Genomic DNA, 15220 nt, shown 5'->3' with positions numbered 1-15220 from the left:
TCGCTGCGCACGGTGCTGCGGCCCAAGGTCGACGGCGCGCTCACGCTGCACCGGCTGTACCCGCCGGGGAGCGTGGACTTCTTCGTGAGAAACAGTGTTCTAACACTGTTTCTCACTCACGACCGGGGAGTCAGTCGATCGGGGGTTCACCCGGGTCGAGTTCGATCAGGTCGCCCTCGGCCAGCAGCTCCTCGATCGACGCCGGCAGCAGGTACGCCGACCCGCCGCCGGGCTGGTTGAACCACGGGATCGCGACGCCGGCCAGCGTCTCCAACGGCCGCTGCACCCGGTAGACGTGGTACGGGCGGTTCACCCACTCGGGTACCAGTGACCGCTCGGCGAACGGCGTGCCCGCCGCGTACGTCAGATTGCCGTTCGGGCCGCCGAAGCGGTCCAGTTCGCTGCCCGCGGGCAGCTCGCGCAGCTCCTTGCCGCGGAACAGCGTCAGCGGCGGCTCGCCCGCCATCGGCGAGATCGGCCACTGCTGCTGGCCACCGCCACCACCGCCGTTGACGGCCGGGCGGGCCGGTGCGGGCGGCACCGGGGCCAGGACGGTCGGCGCCTGCTGCGGCGGCTCACGCCGGAGCGGGGCCGGTGCGGCGGGTGGCGGGCCGGCCTGCTGCCGGTCCACCGGCGGCGGCCCGGCCGGGACCGGGGCAGGCGGTGCGGGCGGGCGCGGCGGGGCCGGTGGCTCGTCGTCTTCGAGGTCGCCGAACAGCTCCTCGGCGCTGGTGAACGCCGTCTGCTCCTGCGGGGGCACCGGCGGCTCGGGCTTGCGGACCGGGTACGAGCCGGTCGCGACCTCGGGCGAGAGCGTCGCGACGACCCGCTGCGGCGCCGGTTCCGGCTCCGGCTCGGGTTCGGGCTCCGGCGCGGGCGGCTCCTCGGCGGGCACCTGGCCCTCCGGGTTGAGCAGCAGCTTGCCGAGCATGAACGCGGCCGCGTCCTCGGCGTCGCCGAACACCGCGGGGTTGCTGAGCTTGCCGTCGTACCAGCCGACGCGCCAGCCGTCCTCGACCTCCTCGACGCTCCACCCGTGCTCGGCGGGTTCGCCCAGCTTGTAGCCGCTTTCGGGCACGTCGAGCTCGTCCAGCTTGGCCTGCAGCCCGGCGAGCACCGGGTGGTCCGGCGTCTCGCGGCGCAGCGCCCGGCGGCCCGTACGCGGGGCGGCGGGCGGCTCGGCCTGCGCGGCGGGCTGGGGAGCCGGCGGCTCCGGCACGGGCAGCACGCCGGGGACGTCGGTCTGGGTGATCATGGTCGGCGGCCCGGGATCGAACGCGGGCTGCTCACTCCGCCTCGGCGGGGCGAAGGCGTGGGACGGCTCGTCGTCATGCTGCGGCGGCCCGGGATCGAACGCGGGCTGATCACTCCGCCTCGGCGGGGTGAAGGCGTGTGACGGCTCGTCATCGTGGTGCTGCGGCGGCCCGGGATCGAACGTGGGCTGCTCAGTCCGCCTCGGCGGGGCGAAGGCGTGTGACGGCTCGTCGTCGTGGTGCTGCGGCTCGTCTTCGGGCGACGGCTGGAACGCGTGGACCGGTTCGTCGTCGTGCCGCTGCGGCTGGCCGGGCGGCTGGAACGCCGGCGGGGCCTCGTCCGGCCGGTGCGGCTGGCCGGGGGCCTGGAAGTCGTGCGGCGTCTCGTCCGGCCCCGGCGCGTGGAACGCGTGCGCCGGTTCTTCGTCGTGCTGCGGCTGGAAGGCGTGCTCCTCTTCCAGTGGCTCTTCGGCCTGGAAGGCGTGGGCCGGCTCGTCGTCGTGCGGTTCCTCGACGTGCTGCTCCGGCTGGAAGGGGTGCTCGTCCTCGTGCGGCGGCTGGAACGCGGCGTGCTCGTCGTCGCGCGGGGCCTCCGGCTCGTGCCCGATCGGCTGGTCCGGGACGTATTCCGCGGTCTCGTCGAGGTCGGGCACCCGGCCCGGCTCCGGCGACGTGCCGTTCGACCCCGGCGCGTGCTCGGCCTGCCGGGCGTAGTCCTCTTCGCCGTAGTGCTCGTCTTCCGCGGCGAAGCGGTCGTCGAACTCCTGGTCGTAGCCGTCTTCGGCGTACTCGTGCTCTTCGGCGGGCGCCTCCGGCTCGGCGGGCGCGTGCGCCGCCTCGACCGGGGCTGGCGGCTCCTGGTGCTGCGGGGGCATCGGCGGCACGACGGGAGCGACGCCGGGCGGCGGCCCCACGGGCGCCTGCTGCTGCGGCGGCGGCATCGGCGGCGGACCCTGCGGCGGCGGGCCTTGTGGCGCCAGCCCCTGCGGCGGGCCCTGCGGCGGGCCCTGCGGCGGGCCCTGCGGCGGCGGCCCGGCCGGGCGCTGCGGCGGGGGCTGGCTGCCCCGGGTCAGGTACCCGGCGGCGGCCTGCAGCGTCCCCTCGTCGACCGGCGGCAGCGTGAAGCCGACCGAGCGGACGTGCTCGACCAGGTCGGGTTCGGGCGAAACGCCGTACTTGTGCAGGTAGAAGTTGACGGCGGCGGGCCAGATCCACTGGCCGTCGCTGTGGAAGGCGACCGGGACGGTGGCCTCGGGCGCCGCGGCCAGCCGGTCGATGTCGTAGCCGCGCTCGGGCACCACCAGGGGCGCGTGCTCCAGATACTCCAGCAGCCGGTCCTGCTCCTCGACCTCGAGGTCGGGGCGGTTGATCACCGGCCGGCCGGCCGGGCCGACGGTGTCGAAGATCCGGGCGATCCGGAAGTGCGGCCCCGGCTGCTCCGGGCCGAGCCCGGACATCCGCCGGATCAGCCATTCGGGGACGTTCTCCTCGGTGCGCGGGAACATCCGCAGCTCGTCGGAGTAGGCCTGCGGCGGCGGCGCGAGGTTCCACACCGGCTCGTCGCGGTTGTACTCGAGGTTGTAGCTGGACGGGTGGTCGAGCTGGTAGCGCGCGTTGAACCACGTCCCGCGGCCGTCGCGGTACATGCCACCGCGCAGGCGCCCGAAGAGGGTCGCGATGTCGTGGGTCGCGAGCCACTCGTGCGCCGTGCCGTCCTCGGTGACGATCTCGCCGGTCAGCTCGTGGTACCTCCCGACGGCTCGGTACTCCGCGGTGACCTTGCGCCAGTCGCGCGGGGCGGCACGGAGCAGGGCAAGTCCGATCTGCTTGACCAGGGTGTCCTGCTCGGTCGCGTTCAGCTGCGTCGTCGGTTGTGCCACGGGGACATTTTGACTGCTCGCGCGCGCGAGTGCACCCCGCATGTGGGTTTTGCCGCCCGGCCACCCGGTGGCACCGCGCCTGACCTCGGGTGATGCGACGTGCGGTAGGTCACAGCTTGATCGCGCTCACCGTCGCGATTGGACCGTGTGGGGTAGCGGCGAGTCTACGGGCTGCGACCAGCCGCGCCTGGAAGCGACGCGCGGGGGTCGCTTTGCCAGAATGGGGCCCGTGACGGCGAAGATTCTCGACGGCAAGGCCACCAAGAACGCCATTTTCGCGGAGCTCGAGCCGCGCGTCGCGGCCCTGGCCGCGAAGGGGGTGACGCCGGGGCTGGGCACCGTCCTGGTCGGCGACGACCCGGGCTCGCACTCGTACGTGCGCATGAAGCACGCCGACAGCGGCAAGATCGGGATCAACTCGATCCGCCGCGACCTGCCGGCCGACATCACCCAGGAGAAGCTCGAAGCCGCCGTCGACGAGCTCAACGCCGACCCGGCCTGCCACGGCTACATCGTCCAGCTGCCGCTGCCGAAGCACCTCGACGCGAACCGCGTCCTCGAGCGCATCGACCCGGAGAAGGACGCCGACGGCCTCGCGCCGGTCAGCCTCGGCCGGCTCGTGCTGGGCCAGCAGGGTGCGCTGCCGTGCACGCCGTACGGGATCATCGAGCTGCTCAAGCGGCACGGCGTCGAGCTGAACGGCGCGCAGGTGACCGTGGTCGGCCGCGGCATCACCGTCGGCCGGACGCTGGGCCTGCTGCTGACCCGCCGCAGCGAGAACGCCACCGTGACGCTGTGCCACACCGGCACCCGCGACCTCGCCGCCGAGGTCCGCCGCGCCGACGTGGTGATCGCCGCGGCCGGGGTGCCGGGGATCATCACGCCGGACATGGTCGCCCCGGGCGCGGCGGTGCTCGACGTCGGCGTGTCCCATGTGGACGGCAAGCTCACCGGCGACGTCCACCCGGGAGTCGCCGAGGTCGCCGGCTGGATTTCCCCCAACCCGGGCGGGGTCGGCCCGATGACCCGGGCGATGCTCGTGAGCAACGTCGTCGAAGCGGCGGAGCGCTCGGTCGCGGGCCGATGACGATGACCGAGGACCGGCGGGAGGTGGCCGGCCGACGGCCGTCCCGGTTCACCCAGCTGCCGTTCGCGGCGGTGCTGCTGGTGGTGGCCGTCGCGGCGCTGCGGATCTTCCAGTACCACTGGCGGGAGGGCGCGGCGCTGATCGGCGCCGCGCTCCTCCTCGCCGCGGTGTTGCGGGCGGTGCTGCCGACGACCCGGGCGGGCCTGCTGGCGATCCGCGGCAAGGTCGTCGACGTGGTGACGTTCACCGCACTGGCGGCGGCGGTGCTGTACGTCGCCCTGACGATCATCGGCGGCCCGTTCGCCTCCAGCTGAGGGCTCGTGAGTGAGAAACAGTGTTCTAACACTGTTTCTCACTCACGAGCAGCCGCGGCAGGGTCAGGACGCGAGGGCGAGCTCACGCCGCTCGGCCTTCGCTTCCCGCCGGTCGAGCGTGCCCGACACGACGGCCAGCGTCAGCCCGAAGACCGCCAGCAGGGCGCCGACCCAGTTCGGGGCGACCAGGCCGAGGCCGCCGGCGATGACCAGGCCGCCGAGGTAGGCCCCGATCGAGTTGGCGATGTTGAACGCGGACTGGACGGCGGCCGACACCAGGGACGGTGTGCCGCCCGCCTTCTCCATGATCCGCGCCTGCATCATCGGGCCGATCATGAACCCGGCGACGCCGACGAAGAAGATCGTGATCGCCGCGCCGATCTTGCCCTGCGCGGTGATGGTGAAGATGCCCAGCACCGACGCCAGCGCGAGCAGCGCGATGTACAGGCTCGGCATCAGCGCGCGGTCGGCCAGCCGGCCGCCGAGCAGGTTGCCGATCGTCATGCCGACGCCGGCCAGCGACAGCAGCAGGGTGACGTTCGACGGCGAGTAGCCGGCGACGTCGGTCAGCATCGGCGTGATGTACGACAGGCAGGCGAACACGCCGCCCAGGCCGAACGTGACGATCGCCAGCGCCAGGTGCACCTGCGGCCGCTTGAACGCACCGAGTTCGTTCCGCAGCGACGCTTCGGCCGAGGGCTTGCCCTGGTGCGGGACGAGCTTCGCGATGGCGGCGATGGCGACCAGGCCGATCACGGCGACGACGCCGAAGGTGGCGCGCCAGCCGACCTGCTGGCCGAGCAGCGTGCCCAGCGGCACGCCGATGACGTTCGCCAGGGTCAGGCCGAGGAACATCAGCGACACGGCCTTGGCGCGCTCGCCCCGGCCGACGAGGCTGGAGGCGACGACCGCACCGGCGCCGAAGAACGCGCCGTGCGGCAGGCCGGCCAGGAACCGGAACGCGACACCGAACTCCTGGTTGGGTGACAGCGCGAAGAGGGCGTTGCCCAGCGTGAACAGGCCCATCATGGCCAGCAGCATGGTCTTGCGCGGCAGCCGGACGGCGACCGCGGTGAGCAGGGGGGCGCCGACGACGACGCCGAGGGCGTAGGCGGAGATCAGGTGGCCGGCGGTCGGGATGTCGACGCCGAAGTCGGCGGCCGCCTGGGGCAGCACGCCCATCATGACGAACTCGGTGGTCCCGATGCCGAAAGCTCCGATGGCGAGCGCGAGCAGCGCGACGGGCACGGCACTCCTTCCAGGGTGGGTAAACGATTACTGAGCCTAGGTTCTGGATCGGTTCAGTAGGCGGGCACAAATAAAGGCAGCGATCGGCCCCAGCGCCGTGAGCTGCCTACGCCCAGTCCAACAACCGAGGGCCCCGGTTGTCATCCCGATAGCGGGTGACGATCCACACCGTAACGCGCAAGATCACCGCCGAGCGGCCAGAACGCCGTTCAACAGGCCCGGGAACAGGGCGTCGAGATCGTTGCGGCGCAACGAGTTGAACCGGGTGGTGCCTTCCTGGCGGCCGGCCACGACCCCGGCCTGGCGCAGGATGCTCAGGTGGTGGGTCAGTGTGGACTTGGTCACCGGCACGGTGAGCCCGCCGCACGCGATCTCCTGCTCGGTGCCCGCGAGCTGCCGGACGATGGCCAGCCGCACCGGGTCGGCGAGGGCGCGGAGCACGCCTTCGACGGTGATCTCCTCCCGGGCCGGGTGGGCGATCGGGGGCAGCGTGTCGGTCTTGGCCATGTGCCCATTGTACGACGCCGGTCGAAATTGCGGCAGTGACGTAGTACGGTGACTGTCGAACTACGACGTTCGTCGAACCAATCCCGGCTTCGCTTGGGGGCTCAACCCATGTCCGCACCTGCACCTTCGAGGATCTCGGTCCTCGCGTTCGGCGCCTTCGGCGTCGGGACCAGCGGCTACATCGTCGCCGGGCTGCTGCCCGCGCTGACCGGCGAGCTGCACGTCTCGGCGACGGCCGCGGCGCAGCTCGTGACCGCTTTCGCCATCGCGTACGCGGTCGGCTCGCCGCTGTTCGCCGCGGCCACCGGCACCTGGGAACGCCGGACGCTGCTGGTCGCGGCGCTCGTCGTCACCGGCGCCGGCAACCTGTTCGCCGCGCTCGCGCCCGGCTACGGCTCCCTGCTGGTCGCCCGGGTGGTGACCGCGGTCGGCGCCGCGGTGTTCACGCCCGCGGCGAGCGCCGTGGCGGCCGAGCTGACCGCCCCCGAACGCCGGGGGCGCGCGGTCGCGATGGTGTTCGGCGGCCTGACGGTCGCGCTCATCTTCGGCGTCCCGCTCGGCAGCCTCATCTCGCAGCACCTCGGCTACCGGACGGCGTTCGCGCTGGTCGCGGCGTTCTCCTTGGCGAGCGCGCTGGCCGTGCGGCTCGCGCTGCCGGTCGTCGCGGCGCCACCGCGGGTGGGCCTGGCCGAGCGGTTCGCCGCCGGCCGCGACCCGCGGGTGCTCGTCATGCTGGCCACGACGGTGCTCGCCTGCCTGGCCGCGTTCATGGTCTACACGTTCGTGTCACCGCTGCTGGCCGCGACCGCGGGCGTGCACGGCACGACGGTGACGGTGCTGCTCTTCTGCTACGGCGTCGGCGGCGCGATCGGCAACTTCGCGGGCGGCCGGGCGACCGACCGCTGGGGTTCGCGGAAGCCGTTGATCGTGGTCACCGTGGCCATCACCGCGGTCATGGCGTTGCTGCCGCTGACCACGGTGACGCCGGTCGCGGCCGGGATCTCGCTGTTCGTGTGGGGGCTGGCGACGTGGTCGTTCAACCCGCCGGTGCAGCACCGCCTGATCGAGCTGTCCCCGGGCCACGCCGGCCTGGTGCTCTCGCTCAACGCGTCCGCGATCTACCTCGGCGTCGGCCTGTCCGGCGTGGTCGGGGGAGCGGTGCTCGCTTCGGGCGGGCCGCTGCTGCTGCCCGAGGTCGCGGCCGCGCTGACCCTCGCGGCCCTGCTGCTGGTGGGCTCGGCGTGGGGGCGGGTCCGCGAGCCTCGGGAACCGGTCGCCGTCTAGTCGGCGTGCGCCTGGACCTCGCAGTCGGGCCCGGGGTAGACGAGCCCCTCGTGCCCGTCGGCGAACCGCACCAGATAGGGCGGGGCGCCGTCGGGCCCGCGGACTTCAAGGATCTCGCCGCGCTGCTCGGCCGACCCGACCGTCCGGCCGTGCACCTGGATTTCGTCTCCCACTCCTGCGTGCATGGGCTTCACCTCCGAGTCCAGGGTAGGAGCGGGCCGGGGACGCTGGTAGCCCGGCGATCGGGTGGCGTGGGAGGGTTTTCGAAGTGGACGGTCGACGGGCGGCGGTGGCGGAGAACGCGGCGTGGTGCGCGCTGGTGGCCGGCGGCGGCCGCTGGGGCCCGCGCGCGTGGACGTCGGCCGTCCGCCCACCGGAGTACTACCCGGACGCGGTGACGCTCGACCCGGCCGCGACGGCGGCCGACATCCTCCCGTTCGTCGACGGTTCCGCGGGCTGCTCGGTGAAGGACAGCTTCGCGACGCTGGACCTGCCGGGTTTCTCGGTGTTGTTCGAGGCGACGTGGATCGCGTGCGGCCCGGGCGTCCCGGAGCCGGGCTGGCGGCGCGTTGTCGGACACGCCGACCCGTCCGTGGCGGTGTTGTCCCGCGGCCCGGCGGAGGTGATCGCGCACCGCGGCGACGACGTGGTGGGGCTGTCCAATTTCTCGGGCCCGGACGAGAGCTGGCCGGGCGCGGTGGCGGCGGTGGCGTCGGCGTTCCCGGGGCTACCGGTGGTCGGCTACGAACACGGCAACGCCCTGCGGCTCGCCCTGGACCACGGCGCCCGGGCGCTCGGCCCGCTGCGCGTCTGGGTGCGTTAGCCCGCCTTCGCGGCGGCCTTGGCGGCCTTCTTGAAGGCGCGGACCTCGGCGAGCGTCTCGGCACTCGTGACGTCGGCGATCGACCGTCGCGAGCTGCGGTCGCCGTACGCACCGGCCGTCTCGCGCCAGCCCTTCGGCTGGACACCGCGCTGCTTGCCGAGCAGGGCCAGGAAGATCTTGGCCTTCTGCTCCCCGAACCCGGGCAGCGCCCGCAGCCGCTTCAGGACTTCGGGGCCGTCGGGCTTCGGCCGCCCGTCGAGCCAGATGCCTTCGGTGCGGCCGTCGTAGTTCTCGATGATGTGCTGCGCAAGCGCGTGGACGCGGCGGGCCATCGAACCGCCGTAGCGGTGAATGGCAGGAGGCACGACGCACATCTCGACGAAGGTCTCGACCTCGGTGGCGGCGATCTTCGCCAGGGAGAAGCCGTCCATCCGATCGGCGATCTTCCGCGGACCGGCGAAGGCGTGCTCCATCGGGTATTGCTGGTCGAGGAGCATGCCGACGAGCAGGGCGAACGGATCGTCGTTGAGCAGCCGGTCGGCCGCCGGGTCGCCGGTCAGGTGCAGTTCGCGCAGCATGCCGTCATCTTGACACAACGCCCGTCTTCTCCCGTGCGCTCTTGCCCCGGTAGGTGAGCGATGACTATGCGTGACCACGGCATCCTCATTCGCGGTCGTGCTTCTCAAGCCGATCGTGTACTGCGTCTCGCACACTCTTCGACGGATCCTTTGCGAGACGCCACAGGATTTCTTGCGACGTTGTCTTGTTCCGGGCTACCCGAAGGCGTATTCCGTCGTCGGTGTCCCGGGACAGCGTGTCGAGGATTTCGAGCGGCAACCGGCGTTTCATGGCGACGAAGAACCGCACTTCTTGATCTTCATCAGTCGCCAGGACGTGCAGGATGTCCGCAGGCACTGTCTTGTTGTGCGCAACCCATTTGCGGTAGCCGGCGTAGTGGTCCACGAGGTCTCGCCACACGTCGATCGGAGCGTCGTCGTGCGCTGCGCGCCGGTAGAGTTCCGGATCCTCGCTGTCACGAAGTGAGATGAACTCCGCTGCGCTCCGGATCGTCATCGGCGTGCGAGTTCCTTCCAGGGGATGAAAGTGCCGGTCGGCCCCTTGTGCTTGCCGACGATGAAGTCACCGTAGGTATCCGCGTCCGCCACCCATTGAAGACCCTTGTCGGTCTCTCGGAAGACCTTCCACGCCGACCCGCCGTGATCGGCGTTGTCCTTGGACCACCATAGACCGTCGGACTCGCTCTTGAAGAAGGTCCCGAACCGGGGATGGCGCGCGGATTCCGCGGTCCCCTCAGGCGTGATCTGCCATGGCTGCCGGCCGTCTTCCACGCCGCAGCTCATCAGGCCGAGCGGGTCGGCGGCCTTCGTCGGATTGTCGACGTAGCTGTTCGGGTTCGGGTCGGGCGCAAGGCCCAGCGGATCGAGGCTGATGTACCGGCCGGTGCCGGGGTCGTAGTAGCGGAAGTAGTTGTAGTCCAGTCCCGATTCCGGGTCGTGGTACTGGCCGGGGAACCGGAGGGGGGTGGTGGCGCCACTGCTTCTCCAGCTCGTGTCGCCCCAAAGCGTGCGATGGGCGTGCCAGGCGACGTGGCCCTTGTCGTCCACGAGTTCGCTGGGCGCGCCCACAAGGTCGGTGATGATGGCGTAGAACTGCTCGTTGACCCAGGACTGCGGGGCGTCGCGCCATTCGGTTCGCTCTGTTTGGGCGATCGGGTGATCGCCGTCGTGGTCCCAGGTGGTGGTCCGTAGATTGGCCACCTCGTGGTTCCAGGCTGTCTGTTCGGCGAGGCTGGTGCCGTCCCAGACGAAGGCGACCTGCTCGAGTACGGTCGTGCCGTCGACGCTGAGCCGGTGCTTCGCGATTCGCCGGCCCAGCGGGTCGTAGAAGTAGCGCCAACGCTGCCCGTCCGGGGTGGTCACCCCCGTCAGCTGGTCGTCGGAGTCCCAGCTGAACCTCCAGATTTCGGGCTTGTGGGACAGGCGGGTGTGCCGCCGGGACACGACACGGCCCTGCGCGTCATGCCGATATTCCGTCGCGCCGGCGCGCACCAGCAGCGTTCCCCGGTATTCGCGAGGTCCGACAACCGGCTGCATGGCAGGCAGCGCGGGCCACACCGCGTTCACGACATCACCGGTTGCGGCGTAGTCGTACCGCTCGCTGCGTTGCGCATTCTCGACGGACGTCACGCGGCCTGAGACGTCAAGCGTCAAACGGCGCGAACCGCCCAGAAGATCGTCGATGCCGACGAGAGCGCGATCTTCGCGATAGGAGTAGCTGCGCCGCTGAAGCACCTCCTGACTGCTGCCGCGGGAAGCCAGCACCTGGCTCGTCAACAGGTGAGCCGCATCCCAGGTCTGCTCGAGCGTCGCGACATCGTCCAGGTGGCGGCGGACTTCGCGGCCGGCGGTGTCGCGGTCGAACCGGATGGTGTGGGTGCCGGCGGTGACGGTGACGGGCTGACCGGCTGCGTCGTAGGACCAGACGCTTGCCGCGCCCGACGGCGTTGTCCGGCGAATGCGCCGGCCCGCGGTGTCGTAGACGGAGGTGACCGTGCCGTCGTTGACTGTCTCGGCCAGTACCCGGCCGACGGCGTCGCGCTCGTATCGCAGGTGTGCGTCGGCGTTGTCGGCGCGCATCAGCCTGCCCACTTCGTCGTAGCCGAACGTCGCCGTCCCGGAGTCCGAGCGCTGCTCGATCAGGTTTCCGGCCAGGTCTCGCCGGAGATGGGTCACTTCACCGGCGCCGTTGGTGCGTTCGATCAGCTGACCTGCCGGATCGTACGCGTAGGTGAGGGTGCGGCCGTTGAAGTCGGTCTCGGCCGCAAGCCGCCCCGCGGGGTCGTAGACGTACCGCCACGACAGTCCGTCCGGGTTCGTGACCGCGACCAGCCGTAGTTCGGAGTCGTACTCGTATTCGTACCGGGCGCCGCCCGGGCCGACACGTGCACGGGGACGATCGAAGTGGGTGTACTCGAGCCGGGTGGCCGCGCCTGCGGCATCACGGTGCTCGATCATGTTTCCTTCGTCGTCGTAGAGCCAGGTCTCGCGGATCCCGCCGGGGCGTTCGCACCAGCTCGGCCGGCCTTCGACGGTCCAGCCGAAGGCAGTGACGCTGCCCACCGGGTCGGTGACTCGCACGACCCGTCCCGCGGTGTCACGCTCGTAGTGGGTGGTCGCGCCGGTCGCGTCGGTGATCGAGACGGGGAGTCCAGCCGGGTTGGCCTCGACGTGTTTTTGGTGGCCCAGCGGATCGGTGACCGTGGTGAGATGGCCGTGCTCGTCGAACCGGAGCGTCGTTCGAGCGCCGGTGGGGTCTGTCTGCGCACGGGGGTTCCCGCGCTCGTCGTAGTCCTGCCGCCATACCGCGCCATCCGGTTCCACCACGACGGTCGGGAGTCCCATGTCGTTGTATTCGGCGAGTGCCTGGGTCCCATCCGGGTGGGTCGTCATGACCAGTCGCCCGGGTTCGTCGTAGGTGTATCGGGTGGTGCGGCCGAGGGGGTCGGTGCGGGAAAGCAATCGGTCGTAGCGATCCCACGTCGAGCGGGTGGTGTGACCGAGGGGGTCGGTGACGGCGACGACCTGCAACGCGGAATTGACATGATAGGAGCTGATGGCGCCGAGTGAGTTCGTGACGGTGGTGATCCGGTCACCGGTGGAATCGTCGGCTTCCGCGTAGTCGAAGTGGTACTTGAGTATGCCGTCGGGACCGGTTTCCTGGACGCAGCGTCCGCGGGCGTCGTAGCTGTAGTGGTACGCGGTTCCGTTCCGATCGGTCCAACTCGTGATCCAGCCGGCCAGTGTGTATGCGAATCGCAGCGCTGATCCGGACGAGTTGATGACCTCGGTGAGCTGCTGGTCGGTGTAGCCGTACCGGACCAGCGTCACCTCGCCGCCGTCATCTTCTGCGTTCACCAGGTACAGCGCGGTGATCCGGCGGTCAGTTGTTTCCACTCGGACGTGGTAGCCGCCGTCGTGGCGGACCGCGGTCGGTGTTCCGTCGGGTCGCCGGTGGAACAGGAGCCGATTTCCGTTGCGGTCGGTGATCGCCGACAGAGGGAGGATGCTGCCGGATCCGCGGTCGAAGTGCCGGACGTGGCCGGTGCCGGGATCGGTGATGGTGAACCCGCCTTCGGGCGCCGACGCCATCGGCCATCGGCCGCCGTCGGCGGGCAGGGTGGGAACGCCGCCGGGGACGGGGTGTGGATAGCAGAGGATCACGCCGTCTCCGCGGGTGAAGACCACGCCGTCGTCGTCGATTTCGACGCGCTCGTCGAGCACGGACGCCCAGCTCGTGCCGAACCACCTGCCGGCCCGGTAGGAGGTGGCGTGGTGCCGGCCGATCACCAGCGGCAGTACTCCGGGCAGGTCCACGTCCGCCTGGTCGAGGAGCAGGCTGCCGGTTGCCGTGTCGATGGGCTCGCCGGCGCATTCCTTGCACGCACGGTCCCTGGCGGGGTCGCGTGGCTCGTCGATGCCTTTGCGTGCCGCGGCATCCTCGGCTGCCTCCAGGGCGCCGCGCTCGCCGGCATCGGCTGCGGCGTCGGCGGCGGTGCCGGCGCCATCGGTGCCGACGGCGAGTGCGACCTGCGGAACCAGTTTGCCGGCGGCCTCGAACGGGTCGGTACCCCATCCGGAGCCGGCCAGGCTCTTCACCAGGTCGACGGGGTGGGTCGCGTCGTGGACCATGGCCGCGGCTGTTGCGGACAGCCCATCGAGGTACGCCGCTGGATGGGTCAGGTTGTAGGGATCGGACGGATTGAGGGCGCGAACGAATCGAGCGATGTCGGCGGTTCCCTTGATCGCCCCGCCGATGAGGTGGTACGAGCCCATTCCGGCGGCGTGCACCAGGTCCTCGCCGTCATGGAGCATCCGCTGTGTGAAGGACGGCTGCTGCGGGGCGAGGTCGGTGGCGGCTCTGATCGCCTGTGCGGCCTCGTCGGCCGCGGCGTCCCGTCTCACCCGGGCCGCTTCGAGGATTGCCTGCGCTTCGCGGATCTGCGCCGCGCCCGGGTCGGCGAACTCGCCCGGAGGTGTCGGAGCCGGACCCGGGGGCTGTCCTGCGGCGACGGCCGCGTTGTAGCCGCTGACGTCCCGGTTGTGGGCTTCGACCTGCTGCTGGTACCTGCTCCGAGCGTTGTCGCTGTTCGTCTTGCCCTGCCGGTACAGCTCGGCGGCCTGGCGAGCTTGGTCCTGAGCCCACTTGACCGACGCGCCGTAGATTTCCCAGGCGCCGGCGGCAGCTGCGCACGCTTCGTGCGCGTCCGACCACTGTTTGGGGTGCTTGTCGAACTTCTCGCGGAACGCGTCGCCCGCTTTGCCTCCCCAGTCGCTGCTGTCGATCGCTTTCAGCCCGACGGCAGTGTCCTCGAAGGCGCCGGCGAACTTGCCCAGGTGCTGCGCTGTCTCCGCAATCGCCTTCACATCACCGTGGAGCAGCTTCTGCGGGTCATCGGTCTGGTCGAGTTCCTGCTCGGCGACCTCGGCGCCCAGGTGATCGGCGACGGAGTCGCCGAAGCCGTCGACCGCGGTGGCGGCGCTGTGCAGACCGACCGCGTCCAGTCCGTCGCCGACGAGATGAGCGCCGGAGTCAACCAGTTTGCCGGTGAAGTCTTTCGCCTCGTCGACGCCATGCTCGAGGGCATCACCGACGTCGTCGATTCTGTCGGAGAACCAGTTCACCTGTCAGCTTCCCGAGGGTCGGGTGTCCTTACCGAACACTTGGTCGCGGGCTCGGTCGGCTTGATCCCCGGCACCGATGGCGTTCTCTACGTCTTTCCCCAGGCCCATCGGGCCTTCGGAGAGCTCTCGTCCCTCGGTGCGCCAGGTCTGCGACGCGTCCGACCCCAGCTTCTCGAATGATGCGGCGCTGTAATCGCCATTGACCGGGTTCGCCTGGCCGGCGATGTCGCCGAAGGACTCCTGTTCGATCTGGTCGTCGGTCTTGTGCGGGTCTCCGGCCAAGCTTCCGGTTGCGTCCTTGAGCACCCCGATCGCGTATTGCTCCGCGTCGTGGTACTCCCCGGCAGCGAGGTGCAACATCGAGGCGAACTGGTTCCCGTCCTGCACCAGAGAGCGCACGCCCCACGTCCAACGTTCGCAGAACTCGGCGAACTGTGTCTCCAGCGCACGGTCGCCCACCTGCATGCCCCGGAGTTCCAATTGCGAGAATCCTCGCCCGATTTCGCCGGACTCCGCGATTCCCAGATCTTTCAGCTCGGCGATGATGTCGTTGATGCCTTTCGCGGTCCGTTTGAGGATCTCGGGCGTCACCTCGTAGCCATCCGTCACCGGACGCCGCTTCCCTCGTTCGTGTGCGAAGCCGGCTCGATGCCCGGCGATGGGAGGAAGACCGGTCGGGTGCCTCCGATGTTCACCGCGATACCGGCGGGAACGCCGACGCTCGCGAGGAAGGCATCGAGTAACCGGCCCCCCGAAACGGCCCGGTAGTCCACGGCGACCGCAGGATTTCCGCCGCGCACGACTGCCCATTCGGCGAGCTGTCGCTCATCGGTGAAGGCCAAGAGCCACTGGATGCCGTCGTGGTCGCAGACGAGGGGATCTCCGGCCGCCGAGGTCGGGACGAGAACGACGCTCAACCGAAACTCGCGCACGAGACCCGGCCATTGACCGTAGCCGCCGTGCGCCGCGGCGATTTCCGCCCTGAGCCCGGCACCCGAATCGAGGTCTACGTTGACCATTGTTGACAACGGTGTCCTCCCCTGCTGCGCTGACGGCCCAGAGTAATGCGTCGTCGACAAAAATCGAGGTCGGCTTTCGGGCAACCCGATAACCCGGGCGAGA

Annotated in this window: 13 protein-coding genes; 4 read left to right on the top strand and 9 right to left on the bottom strand. The window is 70.6% G+C overall.

Translation table 11 applies throughout. The features are described from left to right. Positions 1 to 130: 130 nt before the first annotated feature. Positions 131 to 3175 carry a glycohydrolase toxin TNT-related protein gene (locus ABZW17_RS43275; RefSeq protein WP_354827708.1) on the bottom strand — a complete coding sequence of 1015 codons (3045 nt, stop codon included), beginning with the start codon at positions 3173 to 3175 and terminating at the stop codon, positions 131 to 133. Between the two features lie 187 nt (positions 3176 to 3362). On the opposite strand from ABZW17_RS43275, the gene ABZW17_RS43270 reads away from it, so the two are divergent. Next, a complete protein-coding gene (locus ABZW17_RS43270; RefSeq protein ID WP_354827705.1) occupies positions 3363 to 4220 on the top strand; it encodes a bifunctional methylenetetrahydrofolate dehydrogenase/methenyltetrahydrofolate cyclohydrolase in 858 nt (285 codons plus the stop codon). After that, the gene (locus tag ABZW17_RS43265) at positions 4217 to 4534 is read left to right on the top strand and encodes a DUF3017 domain-containing protein (RefSeq protein ID WP_354827702.1); all 318 of its coding nucleotides are present in this window, start codon (positions 4217 to 4219) and stop codon (positions 4532 to 4534) included. Before ABZW17_RS43270 ends, ABZW17_RS43265 begins: the two co-directional genes overlap by 4 nt. 63 nt (positions 4535 to 4597) lie before the next feature. Here the strand turns inward: ABZW17_RS43265 and ABZW17_RS43260 are convergent, their stop codons facing one another. Both ABZW17_RS43260 and ABZW17_RS43255 read right to left on the bottom strand, forming a co-directional pair. After that, positions 4598 to 5782 (bottom strand): MFS transporter, encoded by a 1185-nt coding sequence (locus tag ABZW17_RS43260; protein WP_354827700.1) that lies wholly within the window; start codon positions 5780 to 5782, stop codon positions 4598 to 4600. 183 nt (positions 5783 to 5965) lie between these two features. Beyond that, a complete protein-coding gene (locus ABZW17_RS43255) occupies positions 5966 to 6289 on the bottom strand; it encodes a metalloregulator ArsR/SmtB family transcription factor (protein WP_354827698.1) in 324 nt (107 codons plus the stop codon). A 108-nt stretch (positions 6290 to 6397) separates the two neighbouring features. On the opposite strand from ABZW17_RS43255, the gene ABZW17_RS43250 reads away from it, so the two are divergent. Then, on the top strand, positions 6398 to 7573 hold the full coding sequence (locus ABZW17_RS43250; protein WP_354827695.1) for an MFS transporter: 1176 nt from the start codon (positions 6398 to 6400) through the stop codon (positions 7571 to 7573). Here ABZW17_RS43250 and ABZW17_RS43245 read toward each other — a convergent pair. Next, a complete protein-coding gene (locus ABZW17_RS43245) occupies positions 7570 to 7758 on the bottom strand; it encodes a DUF1918 domain-containing protein (protein WP_034285998.1) in 189 nt (62 codons plus the stop codon). The two genes, ABZW17_RS43250 and ABZW17_RS43245, sit on opposite strands and share 4 nt — an antisense overlap. A gap of 83 nt (positions 7759 to 7841) precedes the next feature. Here ABZW17_RS43245 and ABZW17_RS43240 point away from each other — a divergent pair, with 83 nt between their 5' ends. Further along, complete coding sequence (locus ABZW17_RS43240; protein WP_354827692.1) at positions 7842 to 8396, top strand: hypothetical protein; 555 nt, start codon at positions 7842 to 7844, stop codon at positions 8394 to 8396. Here the strand turns inward: ABZW17_RS43240 and ABZW17_RS43235 are convergent. The 5 genes from ABZW17_RS43235 to ABZW17_RS43215 form a co-directional block, all read right to left on the bottom strand. Further along, the gene (locus tag ABZW17_RS43235; protein ID WP_354827690.1) at positions 8393 to 8974 is read right to left on the bottom strand and encodes an HhH-GPD-type base excision DNA repair protein; all 582 of its coding nucleotides are present in this window, start codon (positions 8972 to 8974) and stop codon (positions 8393 to 8395) included. The genes ABZW17_RS43240 and ABZW17_RS43235 overlap by 4 nt on opposite strands. Before the next feature lie 85 nt (positions 8975 to 9059). Then, positions 9060 to 9470 (bottom strand): hypothetical protein, encoded by a 411-nt coding sequence (locus ABZW17_RS43230; protein WP_354827687.1) that lies wholly within the window; start codon positions 9468 to 9470, stop codon positions 9060 to 9062. Then, the gene (locus ABZW17_RS43225; protein ID WP_354827684.1) at positions 9467 to 14098 is read right to left on the bottom strand and encodes a putative T7SS-secreted protein; all 4632 of its coding nucleotides are present in this window, start codon (positions 14096 to 14098) and stop codon (positions 9467 to 9469) included. The genes ABZW17_RS43230 and ABZW17_RS43225 overlap by 4 nt, the downstream gene beginning before the upstream one ends. A gap of 3 nt (positions 14099 to 14101) precedes the next feature. Continuing rightward, entirely contained in the window at positions 14102 to 14707 is a 606-nt protein-coding gene (locus ABZW17_RS43220) for a hypothetical protein (RefSeq protein WP_354827681.1), read from the bottom strand. Next, positions 14704 to 15117: an SseB family protein gene (locus ABZW17_RS43215; protein ID WP_354827678.1), complete on the bottom strand. Its 414-nt coding sequence runs from the start codon at positions 15115 to 15117 to the stop codon at positions 14704 to 14706. Before ABZW17_RS43215 ends, ABZW17_RS43220 begins: the two co-directional genes overlap by 4 nt. Positions 15118 to 15220 lie beyond the last annotated feature (103 nt).

Origin of the sequence: Amycolatopsis sp. NPDC004625, from assembly GCF_040609695.1 — a bacterium.
GTDB lineage: Bacteria > Actinomycetota > Actinomycetes > Mycobacteriales > Pseudonocardiaceae > Amycolatopsis.
This window is presented reverse-complemented; position numbering and strand designations above follow the sequence as displayed.